Annotated in this window: 20 protein-coding genes and 2 tRNA genes; 13 read left to right on the top strand and 9 right to left on the bottom strand. The window is 55.2% G+C overall.

Features of this window, described 5'->3' with window-relative positions; genetic code table 11:
- Nucleotides 1-22: 22 nt before the first annotated feature.
- The 3 genes from KUF54_RS05365 to KUF54_RS05355 form a co-directional block, all read right to left on the bottom strand.
- Nucleotides 23-346 carry a helix-turn-helix transcriptional regulator gene (locus KUF54_RS05365; protein WP_219345629.1) on the bottom strand — a complete coding sequence of 108 codons (324 nt, stop codon included), beginning with the start codon at nucleotides 344-346 and terminating at the stop codon, nucleotides 23-25.
- 125 nt (nucleotides 347-471) lie between these two features.
- A complete protein-coding gene (locus KUF54_RS17525; RefSeq protein WP_370627602.1) occupies nucleotides 472-618 on the bottom strand; it encodes an integrase core domain-containing protein in 147 nt (48 codons plus the stop codon).
- Between the two features lie 61 nt (nucleotides 619-679).
- A complete protein-coding gene (locus tag KUF54_RS05355) occupies nucleotides 680-1639 on the bottom strand; it encodes a MerR family transcriptional regulator (protein WP_219345627.1) in 960 nt (319 codons plus the stop codon).
- A 160-nt stretch (nucleotides 1640-1799) separates the two neighbouring features.
- Here KUF54_RS05355 and KUF54_RS05350 point away from each other — a divergent pair, with 160 nt between their 5' ends.
- The 9 genes from KUF54_RS05350 to KUF54_RS05310 all read left to right on the top strand — a co-directional run bounded on the left by KUF54_RS05350 (nucleotide 1800) and on the right by KUF54_RS05310 (nucleotide 9262).
- Nucleotides 1800-3107, top strand: coding sequence for an NAD(P)/FAD-dependent oxidoreductase (locus KUF54_RS05350; protein ID WP_219345626.1), 1308 nt, complete (start codon nucleotides 1800-1802; stop codon nucleotides 3105-3107).
- Nucleotides 3104-3943 carry a DUF1365 domain-containing protein gene (locus KUF54_RS05345; RefSeq protein ID WP_255576317.1) on the top strand — a complete coding sequence of 280 codons (840 nt, stop codon included), beginning with the start codon at nucleotides 3104-3106 and terminating at the stop codon, nucleotides 3941-3943. The genes KUF54_RS05350 and KUF54_RS05345 overlap by 4 nt, the downstream gene beginning before the upstream one ends.
- A gap of 5 nt (nucleotides 3944-3948) precedes the next feature.
- The gene (locus KUF54_RS05340) at nucleotides 3949-5172 is read left to right on the top strand and encodes a cyclopropane-fatty-acyl-phospholipid synthase family protein (RefSeq protein WP_219345625.1); all 1224 of its coding nucleotides are present in this window, start codon (nucleotides 3949-3951) and stop codon (nucleotides 5170-5172) included.
- Nucleotides 5173-5303: 131 nt separating this feature from the next.
- Nucleotides 5304-5858 (top strand): chalcone isomerase family protein, encoded by a 555-nt coding sequence (locus tag KUF54_RS05335; RefSeq protein WP_255576315.1) that lies wholly within the window; start codon nucleotides 5304-5306, stop codon nucleotides 5856-5858.
- The gene (locus KUF54_RS05330; RefSeq protein WP_219345623.1) at nucleotides 5855-7189 is read left to right on the top strand and encodes an MFS transporter; all 1335 of its coding nucleotides are present in this window, start codon (nucleotides 5855-5857) and stop codon (nucleotides 7187-7189) included. The genes KUF54_RS05335 and KUF54_RS05330 overlap by 4 nt, the downstream gene beginning before the upstream one ends.
- Nucleotides 7186-7722 carry a DUF3833 domain-containing protein gene (locus KUF54_RS05325; RefSeq protein WP_219345622.1) on the top strand — a complete coding sequence of 179 codons (537 nt, stop codon included), beginning with the start codon at nucleotides 7186-7188 and terminating at the stop codon, nucleotides 7720-7722. Before KUF54_RS05330 ends, KUF54_RS05325 begins: the two co-directional genes overlap by 4 nt.
- Before the next feature lie 11 nt (nucleotides 7723-7733).
- Complete coding sequence (locus tag KUF54_RS05320) at nucleotides 7734-8534, top strand: SDR family oxidoreductase (RefSeq protein WP_219345621.1); 801 nt, start codon at nucleotides 7734-7736, stop codon at nucleotides 8532-8534.
- 1 nt (nucleotide 8535) lies between these two features.
- Entirely contained in the window at nucleotides 8536-9024 is a 489-nt protein-coding gene (locus KUF54_RS05315; protein ID WP_219345620.1) for a nuclear transport factor 2 family protein, read from the top strand.
- A gap of 147 nt (nucleotides 9025-9171) precedes the next feature.
- A tRNA-Ser gene (locus KUF54_RS05310) sits at nucleotides 9172-9262 on the top strand.
- 61 nt (nucleotides 9263-9323) lie between these two features.
- Here KUF54_RS05310 and KUF54_RS05305 read toward each other — a convergent pair.
- Genes KUF54_RS05305 through KUF54_RS05295 form a run of 3 tightly spaced genes read right to left on the bottom strand, consistent with a single transcriptional unit; the run spans nucleotide 9324 to nucleotide 11689 of the window.
- Entirely contained in the window at nucleotides 9324-10124 is an 801-nt protein-coding gene (locus KUF54_RS05305; protein WP_219345619.1) for an amino acid ABC transporter permease, read from the bottom strand.
- Nucleotides 10121-10783, bottom strand: coding sequence for an amino acid ABC transporter permease (locus tag KUF54_RS05300; protein WP_219345618.1), 663 nt, complete (start codon nucleotides 10781-10783; stop codon nucleotides 10121-10123). Before KUF54_RS05300 ends, KUF54_RS05305 begins: the two co-directional genes overlap by 4 nt.
- Nucleotides 10784-10786: 3 nt before the next feature.
- Complete coding sequence (locus KUF54_RS05295) at nucleotides 10787-11689, bottom strand: glutamate ABC transporter substrate-binding protein (protein ID WP_219345617.1); 903 nt, start codon at nucleotides 11687-11689, stop codon at nucleotides 10787-10789.
- A gap of 146 nt (nucleotides 11690-11835) precedes the next feature.
- Between KUF54_RS05295 and KUF54_RS05290 the strand changes: the two genes are divergently transcribed.
- The 4 genes from KUF54_RS05290 to KUF54_RS05275 all read left to right on the top strand — a co-directional run bounded on the left by KUF54_RS05290 (nucleotide 11836) and on the right by KUF54_RS05275 (nucleotide 14145).
- Nucleotides 11836-11912, top strand: a tRNA-Gln gene (locus KUF54_RS05290).
- A 403-nt stretch (nucleotides 11913-12315) separates the two neighbouring features.
- On the top strand, nucleotides 12316-12534 hold the full coding sequence (locus tag KUF54_RS05285; RefSeq protein ID WP_219345616.1) for a hypothetical protein: 219 nt from the start codon (nucleotides 12316-12318) through the stop codon (nucleotides 12532-12534).
- Between the two features lie 22 nt (nucleotides 12535-12556).
- Nucleotides 12557-12823 carry a translation initiation factor IF-1 gene (gene infA / locus KUF54_RS05280; protein ID WP_219345615.1) on the top strand — a complete coding sequence of 89 codons (267 nt, stop codon included), beginning with the start codon at nucleotides 12557-12559 and terminating at the stop codon, nucleotides 12821-12823.
- A gap of 332 nt (nucleotides 12824-13155) precedes the next feature.
- On the top strand, nucleotides 13156-14145 hold the full coding sequence (locus tag KUF54_RS05275) for a bile acid:sodium symporter family protein (protein WP_219345614.1): 990 nt from the start codon (nucleotides 13156-13158) through the stop codon (nucleotides 14143-14145).
- Between the two features lie 75 nt (nucleotides 14146-14220).
- Here the strand turns inward: KUF54_RS05275 and KUF54_RS05270 are convergent, their stop codons facing one another.
- The 3 genes from KUF54_RS05270 to KUF54_RS05260 all read right to left on the bottom strand — a co-directional run bounded on the left by KUF54_RS05270 (nucleotide 14221) and on the right by KUF54_RS05260 (nucleotide 26125).
- Nucleotides 14221-16197, bottom strand: a complete 1977-nt coding sequence (locus KUF54_RS05270) for a LapD/MoxY N-terminal periplasmic domain-containing protein (RefSeq protein WP_255576314.1) — start codon at nucleotides 16195-16197, stop codon at nucleotides 14221-14223.
- A gap of 46 nt (nucleotides 16198-16243) precedes the next feature.
- Complete coding sequence (locus KUF54_RS05265) at nucleotides 16244-16903, bottom strand: transglutaminase-like cysteine peptidase (RefSeq protein WP_219345613.1); 660 nt, start codon at nucleotides 16901-16903, stop codon at nucleotides 16244-16246.
- Between the two features lie 309 nt (nucleotides 16904-17212).
- Nucleotides 17213-26125 (bottom strand): retention module-containing protein, encoded by an 8913-nt coding sequence (locus KUF54_RS05260; protein ID WP_219345612.1) that lies wholly within the window; start codon nucleotides 26123-26125, stop codon nucleotides 17213-17215.
- Nucleotides 26126-26339: the final 214 nt, after the last annotated feature.

Here is a 26339-nt window from a genome sequence, read left to right as displayed (position 1 = left end):
CGTTGTGGGGAAGGCGGTGGATTCAGCAGGACTTGCAGGTCACATCAGCCACTTCGCATGTGGCACCAGCGCAGCAGTTCTGAGTCATGTAGGCCAGAAGACTGTTCATGCGGCCGAAGGAAGCGCGGTAGACCAGATTGCGGCTCGCACGCTCTTGCGTCACCAGCCCCGAATGCGTCAGCTCCTTGAGATGAAACGACAGCGTGGTGTTGGCGGTGTCCAGTGCCTCGGCCATAACGCCAGGCGTCAGTCCGTCTTGGCCTGCGACCACAAGCGCACGGAAGATGCGCAGGCGCAGTGGATGGGCGAGTGCTGCAAGGGAGTTGACGACTTGTGATTCATCCATGGCGTAAATATACGATATTTCAATAAATGTGGAAATATAGAATGAAAATTTTACTATTTAAGTTTTAAAGCCTCATCGTTTTCCTGCGCCACCTAAAAGTAGAGGTTAGGGAAACGCTTGACAAGCTACGCGACCGGCGAAATCCGGCCTAGCGATTCAAATGGACGATGGTGGTTATAGCGATGCAGCCAGTCCTCGCTCATCGAGCGCACTTCCTGCAACGATTCAAAGATATAGCAGCCGAGCACCTCCGTTTTGAGTGGCGCGAAGATTCGAGGAGGCTTCAGCTCATGCGTCGAGACTACCTAAACTGCATTTATGCGACAACGCCATTTAGTCCCGCACTTGGTGAGTCATACGCCAGCTCTCAACCAAGGCGGGTAAGCCCTCCAGATCTTGCAATGCAGTCATACCTTCTAACGGTTTTTGATAAAGACTGATGCAAGAGCCTCCAACCCATATAGCTCTCTCCCGAGGCAGGGCTTTGCGTAAATCACGCAGGCAGTTTTGTACCGCAGCCGCACTATGCACATTACTAAAGCTCAGTGCCACCACATCTACTTCATAGGCTGCGGCTGCTTGCACGATATCGCCCAGCGGGGTTTGGGTGCCTAATGAAATGCAGGTACAACCTTCCAGTGTGAGCAAAGATTCGACCATCAGCAGTCCCAAGCCATGTAACTCTTGCGGCACAGTGGTGAGCAGCACCTTGGGCATTTTTTGCAACCCCGTGTGACGCAGCGTCTCCAAATTACTACGCAAAACATTGGTCATCACCTCGGTATATAGGTGCTCTCCAAAGACTTCAAATCGCCCTTGCGCCCAAGCTTCACCAACGGCTGTTGTTAAAGGGGCCGCAACATCGTGCACAAAAGCAGTCACTCCTTTTCGCATCAGCATGTGCTGCAGCTGATCGCGCAGTTCTGCGGCTTGGTGAGCATCAATGCGCTGTAGCAGGAATTCTAGATTTTCCAGTTCTGTAGATGCAGCCGATATTACTATTTTTGTCTTAGACAAATCTTGAGTCTTGTCTAAGAGATTATTCAGTTCTACATCATCCAAGTGCACGACTTTCCCTGGCCGATGACCCGCATCAAGCAGGCGGCGAATACGCTTCAAGCGCTGAACTTGATCAGGGGGATAACGACGGTCATCGGCAGCATCACGCAGCGGCTTAGGAAAACCATAGCGCTTCTCCCATACTCTAAGAGTGTCTTTGGCGATTCCAGTCTCACGTTCAACAGCCGTGATGGGCAATGCGTCTTGTGATCCTGTGTGTTGTGTAGAAGTCATGTTGCGTATTGAATCAAAAAGGCGCGCCCATCAAACCGTTGACATCGGATGATGGTGATATTTTAAAATTGTCTTAGACAAAAGTATTTTTGTCTACTACATTAGGCATCTGTTCAGATTATTTTCGCTGCAACACCACACGCAAAAAACAAGGTTACCCATGAAAGTCGCTGTAATTGGCTCCGGCATCTCCGGCTTGGCAGCAGCCTATCGCTTGAATACTCATTGCCAAGTGACTCTGTTTGAAGCTGGACCCTACTTTGGCGGGCATACCAACACCCTAGATGTCACCTTGCCTGATGCGCAAGGCCAGGAAGTGACACACGGCGTGGACACCGGATTTTTGGTCTTTAACGAACGCACCTACCCGAAATTGATCGCGCTTTTTGACGAGCTGGACGTTCCCACGACGCGCACTGACATGTCTTTTTCTGCGCAAGTGCCAGATGCCAGCCTGTTGGGCCGCACACTGGAGTGGAATGGCGCTAATTTAGCTACCGTCTTTGCACAGAAAAGCAATCTATTGCGCCCCAAGTTCTGGGGCATGTTGCGTGAAGTTCTGCGTTTCAATCAACTATGCACGCAGATTGCGCAAGCCAATGAAGAACAGACGTTGACCCAGCCTCTGGCGGACTTCTTGCAACAACACGCCTTTAGCAGAAGCTTTCGCGATTGGTACTTTTTACCCATGTTGGGCTGCATCTGGAGCTGCCCTACAGATCAGATGCTGCGCTTTCCGGTTGCCACGATGATTCGCTTTTGCCACAACCATGGCCTCATTCAGGTGAGTAATCGCCCCCAATGGTGGACAGTCGCTGGTGGTGCACGCCAATACGTACACCGAATCGTTAAGACACTGGCAGATGCGCGCTTGAACACCCTCGTGCAACGGATTGAGCGCGATGAATATGGAGCCAACATCTACAGTGCCCAAGGCTGCGAGCGTTTTGATGCCGTAATTTTGGCTGTGCACAGCGACCAAGCATTGCGTTTGCTGGCACAACCATCCGCACAAGAGCAAGCCGTATTGGCGGATATTCATTACCAACCCAATATGGCCGTGCTGCATACCGATGCTTCGGTGATGCCGCAGCGCAAAGCCGCATGGGCCGCGTGGAACTATGAACGGGCGACCTCCACAGCCCGTGAATCCTCTCATGTGTGCTTGCACTACTGGATGAATCAGCTTCAGCCGCTGCCTTTTGCACAGCCTGTTTTTGTCTCTTTAAATCCTGTGCGCGACCTAGATGCATCCAAGGTGATCGCCACGATTGACTATGCGCACCCCGTCTTTAATACGGCAGCTGTGCGCGCGCAGCGTCAGGTCACCTCTTTACAAGGGCAGCAACGGACATGGTTTTGCGGAGCCTGGACGGGTTACGGCTTTCACGAAGATGGTTTGAAATCAGGGTACGCCGCAGCACAAGCTTTGCTGAGCGCAAAACTGCCTGAGCAGGAGACTGTATGAGTACTCCCTCGCACATGCAGACACAATCCCTGGCAGGCACAGTTCAAAGCGTTGGCCCGCTGATTGGTTTTGGCCATGTACACCACACACGCCTGCGCCCCCGCATGCACCGCTTTGTGTACCACACGTTCAACGTGATGCTGCCCATGCGCACACTGCAACTTCACCCACAATCTGCCGGGGTTTTGGCGCTAAACCGCGCTGGCTTTCTAAGTTTTTGGGATGCTGACCATGGCGATGGACGCAGTCCCGAGCAAGGTGGCGCGCTGGCCTGGCTGCAAGAGGTGTTGCTATCTCAAGGCATCACCGATGCCGATGGCCAGATCTGGCTGCAATGCTTTCCCCGTGTGTGGGGTTACAGCTTTAAACCCGTGAGCTTTTGGTATTGCCACCGCAACGATGGCAGTTTGCGCGCCATCGTGGCCGAGGTGAACAACACCTTTGGTGAGCGCCATACCTATGTGCTCGATCACCCGCAGTACGGACGCGGGCTGCAAGCTAGCAAGGCGTTTCATGTGTCACCGTTTTGCGAAGTCGAAGGCTCATACCGCTTTGAATTTAAGCGCTCTGAAGCGCATGGCCTCGGTCAAATTACTGCGCGTGTGGACTATGCCGATGCCCAAGGGCCGCTACTGCTCACGGGTGTCACCACACGCTTGCAGCCACTAACCGCCAGCACGCGCCGGCAAGCGCTTTGGAAATATCCCCTCATGACCTTCGCTGTCATTGCCCGCATTCATTGGCAGGCATTGCGGTTATGGCTCAAGCGCGTGCCATTTCACCGCAAACAGCAGCCGCCCGAGCAATCTGTTACCCGCAGCTCTACGACCCATTGATCACCATGCACCCCACTGCCCCCACCCCAACCACCATGTCCTTACCCACGGATGCACCTTCTGTGGCGCGCACTGGCTTACGCTTGCTGCAAGGCATACGTCATGGCTGCTTGCTGCTGGAGTTGCCGGATGGGCGCCAGTTGCGCTACGGCTCAGGTGATGGCTTGACGGCCTCAGTGCGACTCAAAAACTGGAATGTATTCAATGCAGTGATGCGTTCTGGCGATATCGGGCTGGCCGAAAGCTATATCCAAGAAGATTGGACGACCCCGCATTTGGCCGATTTATTTCGTTTACTGCTGGCCAATCGAGAAGCTCTGGAAGACTTGATATATGGCTCCTGGTGGGGGCGCTTGGCCTATCGCATTCGCCACCTGCTGCGCCGCAATACTAAGGCCAACAGCCGCAAAAACATCCATACCCACTACGACTTGGGCAATAACTTCTACCAGCTGTGGCTAGACCCCAGCATGAACTATTCCTCCGCTTGGTTTGAGGGCAACTTGGAAGGCGAATTGACACAAGCGCAATACGCCAAAGTTCGCCGCGCCCTGCACAGTGCAAACGTGCAGCCAGGTGATCGTGTCTTAGAAATTGGTTGCGGCTGGGGAGCGCTGGCTGAGTTGGCAGCCAAAGAGTACCAAGCCAATGTGGTCGGCGTCACGCTGTCAACCGAGCAACTGACTTATGGCCAGCAACGCATGTCTGATGCCCGTGTTCAGCACTGCGTGGATTTGCGCCTGCAAGACTACCGCGACATCCAAGATGCTCCTTTTGATGCCATCTGCTCCATCGAGATGATTGAAGCCGTAGGTCAAGCCTATTGGCCCACCTATTTCAGCCATGTCCATCGCTTACTCAAACCCGGTGGCAAAGCCTGCATTCAAGCCATTGTGATTGATGACCAATTGTTTGAGCGCTATGTGCAGGGCACGGACTTTATTCAGCAATACATCTTTCCGGGTGGTTGCTTGCCGAGCCCAGCGCGCATCCGCGAAGAGGCTGAGCGTGCAGGACTACGTGTCCAAGAAGAGTTTGCATTTGGCCCAGACTACGCAGAGACACTTCGACGATGGCATCACAGCTTTGTGCAACAACGCGGGCAAATGCTGCTGCAAGGTTTTGATTCACGCTTTTTGCATACGTGGGAGTTTTATCTCGCGTACTGCGAGGCCGCTTTCAACGCAGGCAACATCGACCTCGTGCAGTACACACTGGTGAAGGATTAATCAGGTCATTCAGCGGCTGATCAGCTTAACGCTCATTGCGTTTTCTGTTCAAACCATCGATGTGAATCCAGATCTATAGAGGCATGTTGTATATGCATAAAAGTCGAATTTCATTTCTGAAATCTTCCCTATTGCAACTGAGCCTGACGTGCTTAGGCTTAGTCGCCTCAAGCAGCGGGTTTGCCTCCACAACGGCAGCCACGCCTTCCGCTGTGGTGCAGCAGTTTGCGCAGCCGCCTCGTTTGGCGGGGCATGGGAAAATGCGTTTTTTAGGCCTGCGTATTTACGATGCACGACTGTGGGTGGGGCATGAGTTTGATGCCAATACCTTTGGCAATTACCCCGTGGTGCTTGAGCTGACCTATCACCGAACGTTTACGGGCAAAGCGATTGCAGAGCGGTCTGTCCAAGAAATTGAGCATCAGCGTGCGCTAAGCCCTGATCTAGCTCAGCGCTGGACTGCACAGTTGGCGCAATGGCTGCCCGATGTGAAAGCCGGCGACAAATTGACTGGCGTGTATTTGCCGGGCCAAGGTATGCGTTTGTGGCACGGGGAGCAAGCGCTAGGCCTGGTCGAAGACCCTGAGCTGGCACGCCACTTTTTTGGCATTTGGCTGTCACCTAAAACTTCAGAGCCAAGTCTGCGCAGTGCCTTGCTGGCGGGCTTAAAGCCAAGTACGCCATGAATACGCCTTTGCAGTCGCAATCGCATTTGAATGTACCCGATGCACAGCCCAATGGGCTACCTTGGCGCGGCGGCTTGGCGTATGGCTTGCTTGGCTTTCCACTCGCGTTCGCGGCTCTGCCCTTGTATGTCGTGCTACCCAACTATTACGCCCGCAGCTTTGGCTTGTCGCTTGCCACTGTGGGCGCTTTGATGATGGTGGTGCGGTTGATGGATGCCATTGTTGATCCTTGGCTTGGCCGTGCCAGCGACGCTTTGTTTGCATGCAGTGCACGCGCCGTGCTGTGGGTGGGCGCAGGGGCTGCGCTGCTGCAGTGGTCTGGCATGGCAGGGCTTTTTTTTCCTGCAATGACTAATCAAACGGCATTGGCTGTATGGCTGGTAGCAGGTTTGCTACTGACATGCATTGCACACAGTTTTTTGGTGATTGCACACCAAGCATGGGGGGTGCGTTTAGGGGGCGATGAGTTGTTGCGCAGCCGCATAGTGGCTTGGCGTGAAGGGCTGGGTCTCGCCGGTGTGATTGCCGCATCTGCTTTATCGGTGGTCTGGGGCGCTTATGCCATGCTGGCGGTGTTCGGTTGTGCTTTGCTGCTGGGCTGGAGCTTTTGGTGGCGCGCGCCACAGCCTCTGAAGTTGAGCGTACCGCAGCGATCTGAGAGCGCTTCTTTGTGGCAGCCATTAGTGCAACCCGCATTTCGGCGGCTATTGGCTGTGTTTGTATGCAATGGCATTGCCAGCGCTATCCCCGCTGCATTGATGCTGTTTTTCGCACAAGACCGCTTAAGAGCGAGTGAACAAGCCACCGCCGTTTTCTTGGTGCTGTACTTCATATGCGCAGCTGCATCCATGCCGCTGTGGCTGCGATCGATACGGCGTTTCGGCCTAGTGTGGAGCTGGCTGTTTGGCATGCTTTTGGCCGTGCTCTGCTTTGCGTGGACTGCGAGCTTGGGCTCAGGCCAGATTCAAGCCTTTGCACTGATTTGCGCCTTGACGGGCATCGCTCTGGGCGCAGATTTGGCAATCCCTGGTGCGCTGCTGGCTAAATTGATTGAGCAGCAAGGCGCACAAGGCAGTCATGACGGTGCCTACCTAGGCTGGTGGAACCTTGCTACCAAACTCAATCTTGCCCTCGCCGCCGGTGCAGCCTTGCCCCTGCTGCAATGGCTGGGCTATGCCCCCGGCAGCCACGATGAGCAAGCGCTTCAGCATCTGGCATGGGCTTACGCATTGGTACCTTGCACGCTCAAGCTCATAGCAGCTTGTCTTTTGTATGTGCTGCTCATTCGCCCAGAGCGCGAGTCGAGATTTAACTGGAGGAACGCATCATGACCTTACGTCGCACTTGTTTGTTGGCCGCGCTTGCGGGTACTGCCGCTCTAGTCGGGTGTGCTGGTCCTCAAGTCACAGACTACGCCAAAGAAAAGCCAGTGCTAGAGCTCGATCGTTATTTCAACGGACGCGTGATGGCGCACGGCATTTTCCAAAAGCGCAATGGCGAGGTAGCGCGGCGCTTCACCGTGGTCATGGACTGCCACTGGGAGGGAAATCAAGGTGTGCTCGATGAACATTTCAGCTATGCCGACGGCAGCAAAGAGCGCCGCGTGTGGCGCCTGACTAAACATGCCGATGGTCGCTATACCGGGCGTGCAGATGATGTGGTGGGTGAAGCCACAGGGCAAACATCTGGCAATGCCTTCCGCTGGAACTACACCTTGCGCTTGCCTGTAGACGGCAGCACGTATGAAGTGCAGTTTGATGACTGGATGTTTTTGATCGATGAGCAAGTTCTGCTCAACCGCGCCACGATGAGCAAATTTGGCATTCGCTTGGGCGAGGTTTTGCTGTCCTTTCAGAAGATGTAAAGGAAATACGGATGCCTCTCAACCCTCCCGTCACCGACTGGCAAGGCAAGCGCGTTTGGCTCATTGGCGCCTCTACGGGCATTGGACTGGCACTGGCCAAAGCACTTTATGCGCGAGGCGCACAGGTCATTGTTTCTGCAAGAAACCAAGAGGCGCTACATGAATTTGCAGTGCAGCACGTTGGCTGCCAAGCGCTTGCACTGGATGTGACGGACCGTGAGGCGGTGGCCCATGCAGCTAAGCAACTGCAAGCTGAAGCTCCACTCGATATGGTTTGCTACTGCGCGGGTTACTACAAACCCATGCGCGCAGACAACATCGACTTGAATGAGTTGCTGCGCCACCAGCAAGTCAATTTCACCGGTGCCTTGCACGTGGTATCCGCCGTTGTGCCGGACATGCTTCGCGCCGCGCGCCAAGGCTGCGAAGGAAATCAAGGCTATACACCGCACCTTAGTTTGATCTCTAGCGTTGCCGGCTTGCGTGGGCTGCCACAGAGCTTGGCTTATGGGCCAACCAAAGCGGCACTGATCAACTTGGCGGAGACTTTGTTTCTGGATCTACGCCCTCAGGGGGTGGCCGTGAGTGTGGTCAACCCCGGTTTTGTCGACACCCCGCTGACCGCACAAAATGACTTCCGTATGCCTGCACTGCTGACGCCGGAGCAAGCGGCCGATGCCATGATCAAAGGCTGGCAAAGAGGCGTCTTTGAAATGCATTTCCCACGCCGCTTTACAGGATGGTTGCAACTGCTGCGATTGCTGCCCTACCGTTGGTACTTCCCTTTGATACACCGCATGACCGGTTTGTGACATGACACTATCAAACCTTGCAACGCAGTCCCAGCCCCAGGTGCTCCCTGAAGTTCTAGCTGGTGTACAGCGACTGGTGTCTTTCTATGAGACCCTCAGTCTTGAGCAGTTGGACAAGCTGCCGACTTGCTACGCACCACAAGCCCATTTCAAAGACCCGTTCAACGATGTACAAGGTGTAGACGCGATTCGCCAAATTTTTGCCCATATGTTTACCACCGTGGATGAACCAAAATTTGTAGTCACTGAGCAGCTAGTCCAAGGGCAAAAAGCATTTTTGGCGTGGGAGTTTCACTTTCGTATGCGCCGATGGCGTAAAGGAGTTGCCCAATGCATTCGCGGCGGAACGTTTTTACGACTTGATGCGCAAGGCATGGTGCTAGAGCATCGAGACTATTGGGATGCTGCTGAAGAACTCTACGAAAAGCTGCCCGTGCTAGGCGGTGTGATGCGCTTCTTGCGCCAAGCAGGCGCTGCGCCAAGTCTCTGAAAGTTGCCTGCGAAACAAAGCCACTTACTTGCAGAATGCCCTAGCGAATCATTTTTCATCGCAAAAATGAGATTAGAATACATACCAACGGATCACTCTTAACAAGCCAAGCAGTTTGCTTGGCTTTGCATTTAAGAGAATGATTTAGGAAGGGTGGATGAGTGGCTTAAGTCGCACGCCTGGAAAGCGTGTGTGGGTTAATAGCCCACCGCGGGTTCGAATCCCGCCCCTTCCGCCAAAACACAAAGCCTCGTCTAGAAATAGGCGGGGCTTTTCTGTTTCAACGATGCATACAACTTTCAATGCACAGGCGCAGCAAACCGCTTGCTCACCCTTGAAATTGCGTAATTCACAAGGCAATAAAGCACAGCCACTGCAAGGTAAACAGGCACCAGAGAGTTGTAGTTAGCAACGAGCACCTTTGCGTTTTGCATGAGTTCACCGTAGGTAACAACGTAGCCGAAGGTAGTGTCCTTGACCACGATCACCAGTTGTGCAACCAGCGCCGGGACAATGTAGCGAAGCGCCTGAGGAAACACGACAAAGAAAAAAACTTGGGCCTCAGACATTCCCAGACTGCGTGCCGCATCGGCTTGGCCACGTGGAACAGCGAACACCCCTGCTCGGTAAACCTCAGCGACTATTGCAGCAGTACTCAAGCCAATGGGCAGTGTCAGCATCCAATAAGTGCTCAGCTTTATTCCAGCTGATGGAAGTACCAAAAAGCAAACATAAATCAGCAGCAGCGTCGGCGTACCACGCAAAAATTCAATAAGAGCAATGCTAGGCCAACGCACCAGCCTCTGCCGCGACAAACGACCCAGCAGCAGCACTAGCCCGAATGTCAATGCAATAACGGCCGCCATTGCCGCCGACGCCAGCGTACCGAGCATGCCTTTGACCAGAAATGTCCAAGTCGTTGGCCAAGCAAAAAACTTCCAAAATGGGGCTTCAAGCTGCCCAGCAGAATGAAACCTGAACAGAACACCCAGTACCAGCAAAAACAACACGACGGCAGCGATTGCGCTCACAGTCCTTGTGATGGTTTGAGCCCTAGGACTAGGGGCCACAAACAAAATATCTTCCAAAGATCGACTCATCGCAGTATTCGCACTTTCTTTTCTACTGCCGCGCCAACCCAGGCGATGAGCAGTCCGCTCAACACGTACATAGCAGCAGCCACAGCGAATGCGGCAATACCAGCAGCAGAGTCGGTCGCGATCTTGGAGACAAGAGCAGTAAGCTCCCTGCCCTGAAGCGGCACTTGCGACGCCAGCGAGGTAGAGAGCATCAAGGCGATGATGAGAGATGTCATAGGCTGCACAACCGCACGCAACGCCTGCGGTAAAACAATCGCAACAACCACCTGCATTGGCCGCATACCAAGACTAAGTGCCGCCTCAATTTGGCCACTATCAACCGTGTTGATACCAGCTCGCAAGTAATCTGCTGTGAAAGCGGAGCAGACCAGCATCAAAGTCAGAATGACTGCAAGCTCATAATCGATCAGCACATTGAGATCTGGCAGTGCAAACACAATAAAGATCAGCAATGCCACACTAGGAATATTGCGGAAAGTCTCTACATAGGCACTTAAAGCAAAACGCAGTGGCGGCAAAGGAAGAAGCCGAAGCACCGCCACAACAATGCCCAGCAAGAAGCCGGGCACGAACGAGGCAATCGTGAGCTTCCATGTCAACAAGAGAGCCTGCCAAAAGGCAGGCCCATGATTGCTAAAGAGTTGGAAAATTTCGTCCATCACTCAAGGGTGTGCTGGCGGCTTTGGAACAATGGTGTTTCCCGTACGCTGCCCGATGGAAATGGACCAAAGTTTGGCCCAAGTGCCATCTGCTTCCAGCTTCTTCAAAAAAGCATTAATGAAAGCCACACCGTCCGAGCCCTTAGGCAAGCCAATGCCGTAGGAGTCCTGTGCTCCAAAAGTCTCGCCCGCCAACTTAGCATTGGCAAACCCAAGGCTCAAAGCATTGAGCAGCAAGGTGTAATCAGTCACATAAGCATCCACGCGCCCTTGGCGCAGTGAATCAAGGGATTCTTGATGAGACTGAAATTCTTGCACGACAGCCTTAGGCGCGTACTGTGCAAGTATCGCGGGCCCGGTAGAGCCCGCCTGTGTGGCTACCCTCTTACCTGCTAGGTCGGTATACGACTGAATGGCCTTGTTGTTCCCCTTGACCAACACTGCGGCCTGAGACGTGTAGTAAGGCCCAGCAAACGAGATTTTCTCAGCACGAGCTGGCGTGATGGAATAGGTTGCCAACACCATATCAACCTGATTGTTGATGAGCACTTGTTCGCGTGTGGACGAATTGACCTGCGTAAATTGGTACTTAGCACCATCGCCCAAGATATAGCGCGTGATGAGTTGCGCCAGCCCTATATCAAAGCCTCGAATTTTTCCATCTTTCTCGTTAAGCATTGAAAACAGATTCGACGTTTGCGTGCTGCCCAAACGCAGAGCACCCGCCTGCTTAATCTTGCTAGCCCAAGCGCTCGATGCAATGGTCTGCGCATCGGCAACCGGCCCCTGCACAATCAAGGCATCAAACGCTGCCGCGTTAATGGGCGTGCCTTGCGCAAAAATTGATCCACCAGTGACTGCAGCCAGTGCCACCACAGTAGATTTCAGAATAGATTTGATCATCATGCGACGCTCTTGAGTACGGTGTTACCTAAATCAATATATAGCAGTTATAGGCTTCATCATCTCAACCAGGGCAACACAGCGCCTTCAGCCAAACTTCAACACTTTCCAAAATTCATAGCTAAATTGCTATACAATACGCGTCTTCTAGGGGAGTCGCCAAGTTGGTTAAGGCACCGGATTTTGATTCCGGCATGCGAAGGTTCGAGTCCTTCTTCCCCTGCCAGAACATCTCAAAACCTTGATTGCTTATGCAGTCAAGGTTTTTTGCGTTTAGCAACCCCTTACCTTTTAAGTCTTTACTACTCTAGTTGCTAAGGACTGAGCTTCACCGTCATAAGGTGGTTGCTCACTAAGCCCCCCGACACTACCGAAAGTTGCCCATCAAGAGGCAATGCTTTATAATGCTAAGGTTTGCTGCATGAAACTTGCCTCATGCAGCATGAACGGCAGATCTCACGTTGTCACATGCTCGACTGCGTCAGCCTGAGTGTTTATCTTCGGCAAGAAGCATAAGCCACTCTCAAGCGGCTGACTCACTTGATCCAAGCTCACTCAAGCAGGATCTTTTACATTTTTTCAGTGGATGGAATGGCCCAAGTCTGGGCTTGTGCCACCGCTGACACGATATGCACAAAGAACTAATTACAGAGCGTGTCGGCAACTACATTGTGACTGCCCTCACCAACATAACCCACTCCGGCAAAGTGGCTGCAGCGGTCTCCATCCGCCGTGGCGAATATGACCGGATTTTCAGCTTCATTCGACAGTTTGACACCCCGGATATGGCCAGCAAATATGCACTCGCTGAAGGGCGCTGCATGGTGCTGGAGAACCAGTTGAACTGAGTCTTTCTAAAAAGGAATTGTTTTGGCCAAAGAAGAATTGATTGAGATGCAAGGCAGAGTTGACGAAGTGCTGCCTGATGCCCGTTTTCGTGTAACGCTGGATAACGGCCACCAGTTGATCGCCTACTCCGGCGGCAAAATGCGCAAGCACCGTATTCGCGTGCTGGCAGGTGACAAAGTCACATTGGAAATGTCGCCATACGACCTGAACAAAGGTCGCCTGACTTTCCGTCACATCGAGCGCTCGGGCAGCGGCCAAGCTCCTCAAGGTCAGCAGCGCAAGCGCTAATCAGCGAGCAAGCGATTTGGCTAAGGCCCTCGCCACCAGCTGGACGCCGAAACCTTTACGGTACTCCTCCAGCAGGCCCATTGCCAGATAGGCGGAATTATCCATATGCCATCTAACGAATGCCAGCACAGACTCAGCGGTCTGAGCTGGCATTTTTTTGCTTGTCGTTTGGCAGATTTGCTGCGCATAGCCACTGCATCACTGGCTTAGGTTGATAACAATTTCATAGATCTATCGAATAAATACATTTCTCTTTTGGGCAAATACCGTATCCAATACGCAGCCATGACGCGCCAGCGCGGTGCTTTACATGGATGCCCTCAATTCAACATATGTCTCGCTCTCGTTTTCTTCCTGACAACTTCACACTGGCACTGATTGCCAGCATCATCATCGCCAGCTTGTTACCCGCATCAGGCAAGGCAGCCGAGTATGTCGAGTGGACTACCACCGCGATCGTTAGCCTGCTGTTCTTTCTGCATGGCGCCAAGCTTTCGCGCCAAGCAATTGTGGCGGGCATAGGCCACTGGCGATTGCATGTGTGCATCTTTATCGCCACCTTTGTCATGTTCCCCATTCTGGGACTGGCTCTGCGCCCCCTTCTCTCGCCCTTAGTCACCACCGAGATGTATGTCGGCGTCATCTTTCTTTGCACCCTGCCCGCTACGGTTCAATCCGCTATCGCTTTTACTTCTATCGCGCGCGGCAACGTGCCGGCCGCTATCTGCAGCGCCTCGGCCTCAACCTTGCTGGGCATTCTGGTTACACCCATTCTGGTCAGCCTGCTGCTGAATAAAAATGCTGAAGGTGGCGATGCGCTACGCGCCGTTGGCAAGATCGCGATGACGCTGCTGCTGCCTTTTGTCATCGGCCATTTGCTGCGCCCCTTAATGGCTGGTTTTTTGCAGCGCCGTTCAGCCATCATCAAACTGGTGGATCAGGGCTCAATTTTGTTTGTGGTCTATGCCGCTTTCAGTGCAGCGGTCATCAGCGGTTTGTGGAAGCAGACGCCCATTCCCGCCCTCATCGGCCTAATTGTGCTGTGCTGCGCCTTGCTGGCCGTTGTACTAGCCATTACAACGTTCGGTGCTCGCCACCTAGGCTTTAACAAGGAAGATGAAATCACTTTAGTGTTTTGCGGCTCTAAGAAAAGCATGGTCAGCGGCATCCCTATGGCCAATGTGCTGTTCCCCGCCGCATCGGTCGGTGCGATTGTGCTGCCGCTGATGCTGTTCCATCAGATTCAGTTGATGGTATGCGCCGCACTAGCACAGCGATATGCACAGCGCCCACAAAGTGCCGAAGACAGTACGACACACTGATACTTCTACACACGTCATACAAACAAAAAAGGGACGCTAATCAGCGCCCCTTTTTTCATCAGTTGCTCGCCAACCTCAAGCGAGCAACGTCAATGCCTGATGCTTACGCAGCAGCTCTAGCGATTGTGCATTCACAGACTCCGTCACCACGAGCTGAATTCCAAGTTGTGCGGTAGTGCTGGCCATCGCCTCCAACAAGTGCAAAGCGCCTGGGCTGCGCGCCGATTGCTCTACAAAGCTTGCACCCAGTTTCACGTAACGCAGAGGCAGGGTGTGCAACTGGGCCAGCACCATGGGCTGCTGATCCAGTCGACGCAAGCCCACACCAACACCCATCTGCGCCATGGATTGGCAAAAAGCAGTCATCTCATTCGGGTAGGCCATCAGCCCATGCGCATCTAACTCAAGGCACAACTTCGGAAGTCTCCGCGCCCACTTTGGCGCTTTAAGGACATCATGCAAACGCCCCAGGAAATCTGACTGGACCAGTGACGGCAACGAGATACGTACCACCAGTTCAGCATCCTCTTGCTGCAACCATTTCAGCCCCAACGCAATCGCGTTCAAGTCGCAATCAGCCGACATACCTAAGCGCACAGCGACAGGTAAAAACAGCGACCCCATCAAAGACTCGCCGGCTGCAGTACGCAACGTCAGCGAGGCCTCATAACGCCTTTTTACGCTATCAACTCCCGCAAACAGCATAGGCTGCACAGATAAGGACAGCGCATCCGGCGATTCAAGCGAAGCTATCAGCATCTGACGCCACAAGGTCTCGCCCGCCATATTGGAGACTACTTCCTCATCCCCATAGGCCACATATTCAACTTCAGACTGACCCGAGCTTTCGGCCCGCATCACGCCATAGTCCAGCCGCGAAAGCACACCAGCAACCGAGCTTGAAGCCGTGTAATCTGTCAGCGCAAAGCTCCAACGACACCAGTGGCCGCCACTCAAAGTCAAGCGCATTGACTGCAGCACTTGGCGCACCTCCAGCACTAATGACATGGCCTGTGGCCCTGCCAACACAGGCATCAGCACGACAAAATCTGCGCCATTGAGACGGGCCAATTGCGGGCTGTAATCTGGGTGCCCCTTGAGTACTTGGTTGACACGCTCGCCCACCGACTTCAGCCAAGCATCCGCGGTAGCACGCGTCATTTGGGCATTCAATGCCAGCAGATCACGCTGACGAAACAGCATCACATAGCCATGTGCAGCCTCGGGATCCAATCCAGCAAGTGCACGATGCAGTTCATTGACGAAGTATTTGCGGTTTGGCAGCAACGTCACAGGGTCGCGATTTACTTCTAGCTCTAACGACTCAATCCGCGTCATTTGCTCAAGCGCGGTTGCCTGCACACGCTCTCGCGTATCAGCAATGGCACTTAGCACCGGTAGCAGCTCTGCCACAGTCGTTCTCGCCAGCGGCAGCAGCGCACCACGCTGGCCTGACTGGCGACCAATCGACTGCACCCGCGCAGAAACCTCTTGCTGCAACACTGCGCGAAACCACTTGAGCAAAAACACCACAAACAGCGCCCAAGCCAGCCCCGCCACCACCACCACTCCCGTCATGCGCACACTGCTACCCCACAGGGCTAGACGTGCATAACTATCGTCAACCTCCAGCGTCAACTGACCCACCTGCTTCCAGCCATCACTGACCACGCGCTGCACCTGCGGTGTATTCAATGGAAGCAAGTCAGAAAACCACTTAGGTGCCCGCCTACTTGTATGCTCAGCGGGCGCTTCTGCTGCCAAACCACGCTTGCGCTCGAACAAGGTTTGGCCCTCGGGGGAAGTCAGCGCAATACGCCTAAACTGCCCACCATCGTACAAAGCCATCATTAGCAGCTCTTGTGTGACTGGGTCTTGGTTTGCGGGTTGCGACAGTGACAAGGCCAGCGAAGACACCGCGTTCTCCCCCTCGGACTGCAACTGCCCATCCAAGTACTCACGCGCGGCATCAATGCTGAAAGCCAGCGTACCCATCAAAATGGCCGCAATAGCCACCGTCACACTAATCAAAAGTTGTTTTAACAACGACATCTTCCGGCCTCATCTTTGCCATGAATTTCAAAATTGACTCGAAGCCTCATGGCAAAAAACCTTCCTGCTTCATTCGCACCAGCAAATCCCGCCAGCGCGTAATGCGATCCACGGACGAAGGCTGCGCCCCCGCCACATAAACACCTTGAGCGTTAAAACTAAATACAGGCGTCAAGTCCTTGCGCTGACTGGCTGGTAGCAAAAAATTCACCATGCTGTCGAGCACCAAAGGCTCGGCCACCGGTGTTTCGTAGTAGCCCAGCACCATGTGCGCAATACTCTGAGTGCTGCCCACCCCACCCATACGCGCACGCACATAGATCAGCCGCAGTTTTTCAAGCGGTACCCCCAGGCGCAGCAAAGAGAAATACTTGCCAACCACAAAGTCTTCACAATCGCCCGCCCCTTTGCCCAGCGTCTCTAGCGGAGTCGCCCAGTAATCAGGCTGCGACCACAGCACAGCATCCTCGGTATGAACTACCGCTCGATTCCAAAATTCATTGATGCCAGACAACTGCTGCTGCAATGCCTTGCCTTGCTGAGCCTGCAGCATGGCTAGCCACTCGCTCAAAGCCTTTGCACCCGCAGCTCCGTAGCGAGACTGCATGGTTTGCTGCAGGCGAGTGGCGTCGAAATCTAGAGCAATCGCACCTGGCCCATCTTTAAAAGCCCAGACACCCAACGCTGCCGAACCCAAAACAAGCATCCCTCTGCGCGAAAAACGCAGCGGCCGCCCCACAAACGCAGGGGACGAAAGGCTAAGACTGGGTGAAGTGCTCAATCGAGTTGTAAATCAGCAAAGCACTCAAAGCAAAACTTACATCGAGTGCTTTTATATATTGTGTTTAGCGCTATGAATTTTGAAGACTCGATGAGAACGCAATCAAGATTCAATGCTCACAAATGTAACAAATCATGCAAGCTCTGCAAATGAACAACCATACCGAACTCTGTGAGGTCAGGCAGAAAACTTAATATTTCAAAAGTTCTGCCTGAATTCGATCTTGCTCGCTTATCAGCTGTGATCAATCTTGAGCTTACCTTGATCAATCAGCTGCTTGATCATCGCGTTCTGGTCATGGCTCATGCCCACCAGATCCGAGCCCTCAACCAAGATCTTCTGGTTGATGCCATTACCATAAGCATCGAGTACGCCAGTCGTCGATACCTTGATCACCGTATCGATGGTCTTGCCATCGGCTTCGGTACGGGTTTCGAGGTGCAGGAACTTACTCAGATCACTCGAAGCCTCTTCACCTTGCAGCAGATCGGCCAGAGCAAGCGCATCGTTACCCGAAGCACCAAAGTTCTTCACTACATCGGTGACCGGACGCTCTACCGTACCCTCATCACCCTGGTGCCAGACGAACAAGTCGTCTTCGGCCGTACCCAGCAGCAAGTCGCCGGACGGCGTGCTGTGCACTTCATGGCTGCCGGTATCGGTACTCAACAAGGTCATGCGCGAAGCAGCCAGCGCCGATGTCTCATCTAGAGAGTCGAGTATGTCGTTAGATGTGAGCAAGCCTGTGACAGCCGTGCTGCTTAAGGCAATAGTGTCCGAACTGGGAACGATGGCAATGAAGTCATCGAACGTCACCGAAGCATTCGTGTCGTTACTGTTGCCCTCATGCACCGTCAAGAAAATACGATACGTCGCATTCTTTTCGAGCGCCGTCGTGGTGAAGATGCCCGTACCTGTAATGACACCACCAGAAACAGGAGACCAAGTTACCCCGTCATTGGTGCTCTCGTAGAGCGTCCAAGTCACAGAATCGTCGCGGTGACCGGCATTGCTGAAGCCTGTCACCATGAACTGCAGCGTGGTCCCCTTCACGACCGAGGTGTAGGTCGGCGTCACCGCCTTAGCATCACCGTTCGCTCGACCGTTGTTGTCCGTCAGCACCAAGCCGCCGTCATTAGCAATGCCATCCGATCTCGAGCCATTGATGCGACTGAGCAGCCATTTGTCTTTATCGCTGCTCAGTGTGTTCGTGTTCGACAGATCGGAGTTGCTCTTGTAGACGCGAGTGCTGTCTGAGTTGTCGAGCGCCCAGGCATTCTTTTCATCGCTATTGAAAGTCGCCAGCTTTGCGATGGTAAAGCTCGCACTCCCCTCTGCCGTGCTGCTTCCATCGGCAGCAACCGCAACGACCTTGACCTCATGGACTTGCACATTTTCAGGAACGGTCATATTCAGACCAGTGATGGTGACAGCCTTGGTAACGGGATGAATGCTCACCGAGTAACTGCCGTTGCTGGCCAATGGCAAGGACCAGTGCGTCGCATCAATCTGGGTTCCAGCAGACAGGGTCACACCCTTTGGCACTTCCACAGTCACTTTCGTAATCGTCTCGGAATAATCCAGATCCTGAGGTGTGGCTGTAATCGTTACAGGATAAGTAGTCGCCGTTTTATAAGTCACTTTGTGAATCAGGTAGTCGTCATCCTTACGAGGGGCATCAAACACAATCTGGCTAATCGTGTTTCCTGCTGGAACTTCTAGCTTGAACGCTGTCTCCACCAGATCAGTGCCACCCTTGACGAATCCATATAAGCCGCCCGCTACCTTAGTCCCGTCTGCGTTATATCCCAGAGCAACGGGTTTTTTCGCTTGGTCAAACATTTGATAACGAGCCCATTCATTCGAAGCCAACCACGCGAACTGAACCGTGATTGCTGTTACTGGTGTATTGAACTCAATCACCAGAGACTCAGACTTACCCGAATTAGAGGCACGACCAATTTCTTTTTCGTCACCAGACGCATCACCAGTCACACCAAAACCATCTTGCTTCGAGTCCTTCTTGATACTGACAGTGCTTGCCGTGCCATTAGCATTAAAAGCTTTCACCGTATGGTTCACATCGGACGAGTTCACGTTGGCATTCGTAATTGATGTCGTAATGGGCATCGATCCATTTCCCACATTCACCTTAACAACGGGAGTATCCGCCACTGGCGTTACAACAATATTCAGCGTACTCGATGCACCAGTGCTGTTGGTATAGCTAATGCTTGGAACCGTGCCGCTCCAATCCTTAGTGGGATTGAAGGTGTAGCTGCCATCTGCTTCCAAATTGATGCTACCAACCACTTTGGAGCCAATCATCACACCAACAGGAGAGCCATCCGGCTTATAAAGAGTAGAGCCACCATTGATCGTGAAGCCGGTCACCGTCATAGCACCAACAACATAGCCCTCATCGTTGGTCAATACATTTCCTAAGACTGAGGTGTCTTCGTTTGTTGTCTCGCTATCAGCTGTTGCGTCATTAACGCCATTGATGGTGAAGGTGATGGTCTTGGCGTCCGTGTCGCCATCCTTGTCCGTCAGCGTGTAGCCCAGCGAGACGCTGATGCTGTCGCCGGTTTTAAGGGCCTGCGTGGCGGGCTTGCTGCTGTCCAGCACGAACTCCCATGTGCCATTTTTGTTGGACGTCAGCGTTCCGTAGTCGCTGAGGCTGACGGTGGCGGCACCGAGCTTGGCGACCGCTGCACCCCATGTAACGGCATCGGTAGCAGCCTTGCCGTCCGCACCAAAGCTGTTGCCGGTATGGCTGGTGACGTCGCCGCCGAGGCGGCTGCTGGTGTTGTCTTCGGTCAGTGTGCCGGCCGTGATGTCTTGGGCCACAGGCATGTCGTCGACGATGGTGATGACGATATTGCCTGCAGCAGTGCTGCCGCCATTGCCGGTGACGGTCACTGCAATGCTGTCGCTCAGGGTGTTGTTGCCCTGGCCATTCGCATGCGTTTGCGCCGCCTTGAGGGTGTACTCATAGGTCAGCGTGCCGCTCTTGCCGTCAGCGCCCGGGGCGTAGGCGGTGATCTTGAGAGTGCCTTCTCCGGTGTCCACGGTAGCGAGCTTGCTCACATCTTTGAGCTGCTCCACGGTGTAGGTCACATTGCCCAGCTGGATGCTGGCCACGCCGTCGGTGGCGCTGACTTGCACGCTGCCGGTGGTGATTTCTGTCTTGTCGTTGACCGAGCTCAGGCCTGCTTCGTAGACCTTGCCTGCATCCTCTCCCACGCCAGGCACGGGCGTGACGCTGGAGGTGTCGTCTGCACCCAGAATGGTGAAGGTGATGGCCTTGGTGGCCGTATCGCCATCCTTGTCCGTCAGCGTGTAGCTCAGCGAGACGCTGATGCTGTCGCCGGTTTTAAGGGCCTGCGTGGCGGGCTTGGTGCTGTCCAGCACGAACTCCCATGTGCCATTTTTGTTGGACGTCAGCGTTCCGTAGTCGCTGAGGCTGACGGTGGCGGCACCGAGCTTGGCGACCGCTGTATCCCATGTGACGGCATCGGTGGCGGCCTTGCCGTCCGCACCGAAGCTGTTGCCGGTGTGGCTGGTGACGTCGCCGCTGAGGCGGCTGCTGGTGTTGTCTTCGGTCAGTGTGCCGGCCGTGATGTCTTGGGCCACAGGCATGTCGTCGACGATGGTGATGACGATATTGCCTGCAGCAGTGCTGCCGCCATTGCCGGTGACGGTCACTGCAATGCTGTCGCTCAGGGTGTTGTTGCCCTGGCCATTCGCATGCGTTTGCGCCGCCTTGAGGGTGTACTCATAGGTCAGCGTGCCGCTCTTGCCGTCAGCGCCCGGGGCGTAGGCGGTGATCTTGAGAGTGCCTTCTCCGGTGTCCACGGTAGCGAGCTTGCTCACATCTTTGAGCTGCTCCACGGTGTAGGTCACATTGCCCAGCTGGATGCTGGCCACGCCGTCGGTGGCGCTGACTTGCACGCTGCCGGTGGTGATTTCTGTCTTGTCGTTGACCGAGCTCAGGCCTGCTTCGTAGACCTTGCCTGCATCCTCTCCCACGCCAGGCACGGGCGTGACGCTGGAGGTGTCGTCTGCACCCAGAATGGTGAAGGTGATGGCCTTGGTGGCCGTATCGCCATCCTTGTCCGTCAGCGTGTAGCTCAGCGAGACGCTGATGCTGTCGCCGGTTTTAAGGGCCTGCGTGGCGGGCTTGGTGCTGTCCAGCACGAACTCCCATGTGCCATTTTTGTTGGACGTCAGCGTTCCGTAGTCGCTGAGGCTGACGGTGGCGGCACCGAGCTTGGCGACCGCTGTATCCCATGTGACGGCATCGGTGGCGGCCTTGCCGTCCGCACCGAAGCTGTTGCCGGTGTGGCTGGTGACGTCGCCGCTGAGGCGGCTGCTGGTGTTGTCTTCGGTCAGTGTGCCGGCCGTGATGTCTTGGGCCACAGGCATGTCGTCGACGATGGTGATGACGATATTGCCTGCAGCAGTGCTGCCGCCATTGCCGGTGACGGTCACTGCAATGCTGTCGCTCAGGGTGTTGTTGCCCTGGCCATTCGCATGCGTTTGCGCCGCCTTGAGGGTGTACTCATAGGTCAGCGTGCCGCTCTTGCCGTCAGCGCCCGGGGCGTAGGCGGTGATCTTGAGAGTGCCTTCTCCGGTGTCCACGGTAGCGAGCTTGCTCACATCTTTGAGCTGCTCCACGGTGTAGGTCAGATTGCCCAGCTGGATGCTGGCCACGCCGTCGGTGGCGCTGACTTGCACGCTGCCGGTGGTGATTTCTGTCTTGTCATTCACCGAGCTCAGGCCTGCTTCGTAGACCTTGCCTGCATCCTCTCCCACGCCAGGCACGGGCGTGACGCTGGAGGTGTCGTCTGCACCCAGGATGGTGAAGGTGATGGCCTTGGTGGCCGTATCGCCATCCTTGTCCGTCAGCGTGTAGCTCAGCGAGACGCTGATGCTGTCGCCGGTTTTAAGGGCCTGCGTGGCGGGCTTGCTGCTGTCCAGCACGAACTCCCATGTGCCATTTTTGTTGGACGTCAGCGTTCCGTAGTCGCTGAGGCTGACGGTGGCGGCACCGAGCTTGGCGACCGCTGCACCCCATGTAACGGCATCGGTAGCAGCCTTGCCGTCCGCACCAAAGCTGTTGCCGGTATGGCTGGTGACGTCGCCGCCGAGGCGGCTGCTGGTGTTGTCTTCGGTCAGTGTGCCGGCCGTGATGTCTTGGGCCACAGGCATGTCGTCGACGATGGTGATGACGATATTGCCTGCAGCAGTGCTGCCGCCATTGCCGGTGACGGTCACTGCAATGCTGTCGCTCAGGGTGTTGTTGCCCTGGCCATTCGCATGCGTTTGCGCCGCCTTGAGGGTGTACTCATAGGTCAGCGTGCCGCTCTTGCCGTCAGCGCCCGGGGCGTAGGCGGTGATCTTGAGAGTGCCTTCTCCGGTGTCCACGGTAGCGAGCTTGCTCACATCTTTGAGCTGCTCCACGGTGTAGGTCACATTGCCCAGCTGGATGCTGGCCACGCCGTCGGTGGCGCTGACTTGCACGCTGCCGGTGGTGATTTCTGTCTTGTCGTTGACCGAGCTCAGGCCTGCTTCGTAGACCTTGCCTGCATCCTCTCCCACGCCAGGCACGGGCGTGACGCTGGAGGTGTCGTCTGCACCCAGAATGGTGAAGGTGATGGCCTTGGTGGCCGTATCGCCATCCTTGTCCGTCAGCGTGTAGCTCAGCGAGACGCTGATGCTGTCGCCGGTTTTAAGGGCCTGCGTGGCGGGCTTGCTGCTGTCCAGCACGAACTCCCATGTGCCATTTTTGTTGGACGTCAGCGTTCCGTAGTCGCTGAGGCTGACGGTGGCGGCACCGAGCTTGGCGACCGCTGTATCCCATGTGACGGCATCGGTGGCGGCCTTTCCGTCCGCACCGAAGCTGTTGCCGGTGTGGCTGGTGACGTCGCCGCTGAGGCGGCTGCTGGTGTTGTCTTCGGTCAGTGTGCCGGCCGTGATGTCTTGGGCCACAGGCATGTCGTCGACGATGGTGATGACGATATTGCCTGCAGCAGTGCTGCCGCCATTGCCGGTGACGGTCACTGCAATGCTGTCGCTCAGGGTGTTGTTGCCCTGGCCATTCGCATGCGTTTGCGCCGCCTTGAGGGTGTACTCATAGGTCAGCGTGCCGCTCTTGCCGTCAGCGCCCGGGGCGTAGGCGGTGATCTTGAGAGTGCCTTCTCCGGTGTCCACGGTAGCGAGCTTGCTCACATCTTTGAGCTGCTCCACGGTGTAGGTCACATTGCCCAGCTGGATGCTGGCCACGCCGTCGGTGGCGCTGACTTGCACGCTGCCGGTGGTGATTTCTGTCTTGTCATTCACCGAGCTCAGGCCTGCTTCGTAGACCTTGCCTGCATCCTCTCCCACGCCAGGCACGGGCGTGACGCTGGAGGTGTCGTCTGCACCCAGGATGGTGAAGGTGATGGCCTTGGTGGCCGTATCGCCATCCTTGTCCGTCAGCGTGTAGCTCAGCGAGACGCTGATGCTGTCGCCGGTTTTAAGGGCCTGCGTGGCGGGCTTGCTGCTGTCCAGCACGAACTCCCATGTGCCATTTTTGTTGGACGTCAGCGTTCCGTAGTCGCTGAGGCTGACGGTGGCGGCACCGAGCTTGGCGACCGCTGCACCCCATGTAACGGCATCGGTAGCAGCCTTGCCGTCCGCACCAAAGCTGTTGCCGGTATGGCTGGTGACGTCGCCGCCGAGGCGGCTGCTGGTGTTGTCTTCGGTCAGTGTGCCGGCCGTGATGTCTTGGGCCACAGGCATGTCGTCGACGATGGTGATGACGATATTGCCTGCAGCAGTGCTGCCGCCATTGCCGGTGACGGTCACTGCAATGCTGTCGCTCAGGGTGTTGTTGCCCTGGCCATTCGCATGCGTTTGCGCCGCCTTGAGGGTGTACTCATAGGTCAGCGTGCCGCTCTTGCCGTCAGCGCCCGGGGCGTAGGCGGTGATCTTGAGAGTGCCTTCTCCGGTGTCCACGGTAGCGAGCTTGCTCACATCTTTGAGCTGCTCCACGGTGTAGGTCACATTGCCCAGCTGGATGCTGGCCACGCCGTCGGTGGCGCTGACTTGCACGCTGCCGGTGGTGATTTCTGTCTTGTCGTTGACCGAGCTCAGGCCTGCTTCGTAGACCTTGCCTGCATCCTCTCCCACGCCAGGCACGGGCGTGACGCTGGAGGTGTCGTCTGCACCCAGAATGGTGAAGGTGATGGCCTTGGTGGCCGTATCGCCATCCTTGTCCGTCAGCGTGTAGCTCAGCGAGACGCTGATGCTGTCGCCGGTTTTAAGGGCCTGCGTGGCGGGCTTGCTGCTGTCCAGCACGAACTCCCATGTGCCATTTTTGTTGGACGTCAGCGTTCCGTAGTCGCTGAGGCTGACGGTGGCGGCACCGAGCTTGGCGACCGCTGTATCCCATGTGACGGCATCGGTGGCGGCCTTTCCGTCCGCACCGAAGCTGTTGCCGGTGTGGCTGGTGACGTCGCCGCTGAGGCGGCTGCTGGTGTTGTCTTCGGTCAGTGTGCCGGCCGTGATGTCTTGGGCCACAGGCATGTCGTCGACGATGGTGATGACGATATTGCCTGCAGCAGTGCTGCCGCCATTGCCGGTGACGGTCACTGCAATGCTGTCGCTCAGGGTGTTGTTGCCCTGGCCATTCGCATGCGTTTGCGCCGCCTTGAGGGTGTACTCATAGGTCAGCGTGCCGCTCTTGCCGTCAGCGCCCGGGGCGTAGGCGGTGATCTTGAGAGTGCCTTCTCCGGTGTCCACGGTAGCGAGCTTGCTCACATCTTTGAGCTGCTCCACGGTGTAGGTCACATTGCCCAGCTGGATGCTGGCCACGCCGTCGGTGGCGCTAACAGTCACCGAACCTGAGGTGGTATTGCTACCGTCCTTGGCTACCAAGCCTTCTTCAAAGACACGGCCTGCTTCTTGATCGGCTTTAACCTCTGCCCAGTCAGCTGTGCCAGTAACGATCACAACAATCGTTTTGGTATCGGTGCCGCCATGTCCGTCATCAACGGTGGCGTCAAAGCGCTCTTCCCGCTGTTCGCCCTCAGGCAACGCCTGCACTGCTGGATTATCGTTATCCAGCGTATAGGTCCACTTGCCATTGCCATCAATTACCAAATTACCAAAGCTGCCCTGACCACCGTTGTTAACACTCCAAGTGTGAGTGTCAGAGGTATCTACATCAGTTTCCGTTAACTGACCACTCGCCGTGAGTTGCGCATCTTCCGTAACGCTTCCTGTCACCTCGCCAGCCATGGCCGGGTTGTCGTTCATGCCCACCACAGTGATGGTAAGGGTACTGGACGAGGTGCTACCCGCTGCATCGGTCACCGTGTAGGTGTAGGTTTCAGACAGTGTTTCGCCAACGGCCAGCGATTGCACGGACTGTAGGCTGTTGTCGAGCACGTAGCTATAGCTGCCATCCGTGTTGAGCGAGACCACGCCGTATTGACCCTGAGCCGAACCCACGAGCACAGTACTGTGCTGCGCCAGCGTGCCCTGACCGAGTTGATCGTTGCCAAGTACATTGCCGCGCAAAGGAGCCGCATCGTCTTCAAAAATACGACCTTGATCAGCTTGTGCCAGAGGATTGGCAGCAGGGGCAAGAGGGGGTGCAGGAGGAGGAGCCTGCTGCTCATCGACCATGACACCTGAAGAAATACGTTCTTGAGTCTGAGCACCTGCTGGACGTGGATAAGCCAGCGCAATCGGTGACACCGCTTCAATAATGCTTGCCAAACGCACAAAGGTGCTGCCGCCTTCGCTGCCGCCACTCAAGCCAGCGGCTGTGGGGTCGATGTTTTCAAAGGGGTCTTGACCGTTGTTGATGGCAGCGATGATCTGATCGATCTCGGCGTTGGCGGGATTGGCGATAGCCGCTTCTGTTGGCAGAGGTGGCTGGACCAAATCGGCCGTGAGTTGCACATTCTGGTTCTCGCCGACGATCAGCAGGGGCTGACCGTCTGCCTGCAGCTGCACAGTGCTACCGGAGGCCGTGACGATCTGGGCATCAGCGGGGATGCGCATGCCTTCATGGATGACCGTGAGATTACCGTCACTGCCACGGATCCACGCCTGACCGGTGAGCTTGGTAACGAGAATAGTCTGTGCCGCCATGGTGATCTGCCTCTTTGATGAATTAGGTTGCGGGGGCGTGCATAGACAACCCTCCAATATTTCTGACGAGATAGTAGGAGTTAGCCTACTTAGCCGCTATTGGCGTCAAAGCCAATACAGCCCGATTTCTGCACTATTGGTTCGATTGAGATCTACCAAAAACCTAAGGCCCGCAAATGCGGGCCTTAGGTTTTGTAGAAGTTTTCACTTCTAT

The organism is Comamonas sp. Y33R10-2 (assembly GCF_019355935.1).
Taxonomy (GTDB): domain Bacteria; phylum Pseudomonadota; class Gammaproteobacteria; order Burkholderiales; family Burkholderiaceae_C; genus Comamonas.
Note: the sequence above shows the minus strand (reverse complement) of the source record. Positions and strands in the feature narration are given on the sequence as shown.

Coding starts and splice junctions, on each gene's coding strand:
- KUF54_RS05365 (WP_219345629.1), bottom strand. CDS start 346: ATGGATGAATCACAAGTCGTCAACTCCCTTGCAGCACTCGCCCATCCA.
- KUF54_RS05355 (WP_219345627.1), bottom strand. CDS start 1,639: ATGACTTCTACACAACACACAGGATCACAAGACGCATTGCCCATCACG.
- KUF54_RS05350 (WP_219345626.1), top strand. CDS start 1,800: ATGAAAGTCGCTGTAATTGGCTCCGGCATCTCCGGCTTGGCAGCAGCC.
- KUF54_RS05345 (WP_255576317.1), top strand. CDS start 3,104: ATGAGTACTCCCTCGCACATGCAGACACAATCCCTGGCAGGCACAGTT.
- KUF54_RS05340 (WP_219345625.1), top strand. CDS start 3,949: ATGCACCCCACTGCCCCCACCCCAACCACCATGTCCTTACCCACGGAT.
- KUF54_RS05330 (WP_219345623.1), top strand. CDS start 5,855: ATGAATACGCCTTTGCAGTCGCAATCGCATTTGAATGTACCCGATGCA.
- KUF54_RS05325 (WP_219345622.1), top strand. CDS start 7,186: ATGACCTTACGTCGCACTTGTTTGTTGGCCGCGCTTGCGGGTACTGCC.
- KUF54_RS05320 (WP_219345621.1), top strand. CDS start 7,734: ATGCCTCTCAACCCTCCCGTCACCGACTGGCAAGGCAAGCGCGTTTGG.
- KUF54_RS05315 (WP_219345620.1), top strand. CDS start 8,536: ATGACACTATCAAACCTTGCAACGCAGTCCCAGCCCCAGGTGCTCCCT.
- KUF54_RS05305 (WP_219345619.1), bottom strand. CDS start 10,124: ATGAGTCGATCTTTGGAAGATATTTTGTTTGTGGCCCCTAGTCCTAGG.
- KUF54_RS05300 (WP_219345618.1), bottom strand. CDS start 10,783: ATGGACGAAATTTTCCAACTCTTTAGCAATCATGGGCCTGCCTTTTGG.
- KUF54_RS05295 (WP_219345617.1), bottom strand. CDS start 11,689: ATGATGATCAAATCTATTCTGAAATCTACTGTGGTGGCACTGGCTGCA.
- KUF54_RS05285 (WP_219345616.1), top strand. CDS start 12,316: ATGCACAAAGAACTAATTACAGAGCGTGTCGGCAACTACATTGTGACT.
- KUF54_RS05275 (WP_219345614.1), top strand. CDS start 13,156: ATGTCTCGCTCTCGTTTTCTTCCTGACAACTTCACACTGGCACTGATT.
- KUF54_RS05270 (WP_255576314.1), bottom strand. CDS start 16,197: ATGTCGTTGTTAAAACAACTTTTGATTAGTGTGACGGTGGCTATTGCG.
- KUF54_RS05265 (WP_219345613.1), bottom strand. CDS start 16,903: ATGCTTGTTTTGGGTTCGGCAGCGTTGGGTGTCTGGGCTTTTAAAGAT.
- KUF54_RS05260 (WP_219345612.1), bottom strand. CDS start 26,125: ATGGCGGCACAGACTATTCTCGTTACCAAGCTCACCGGTCAGGCGTGG.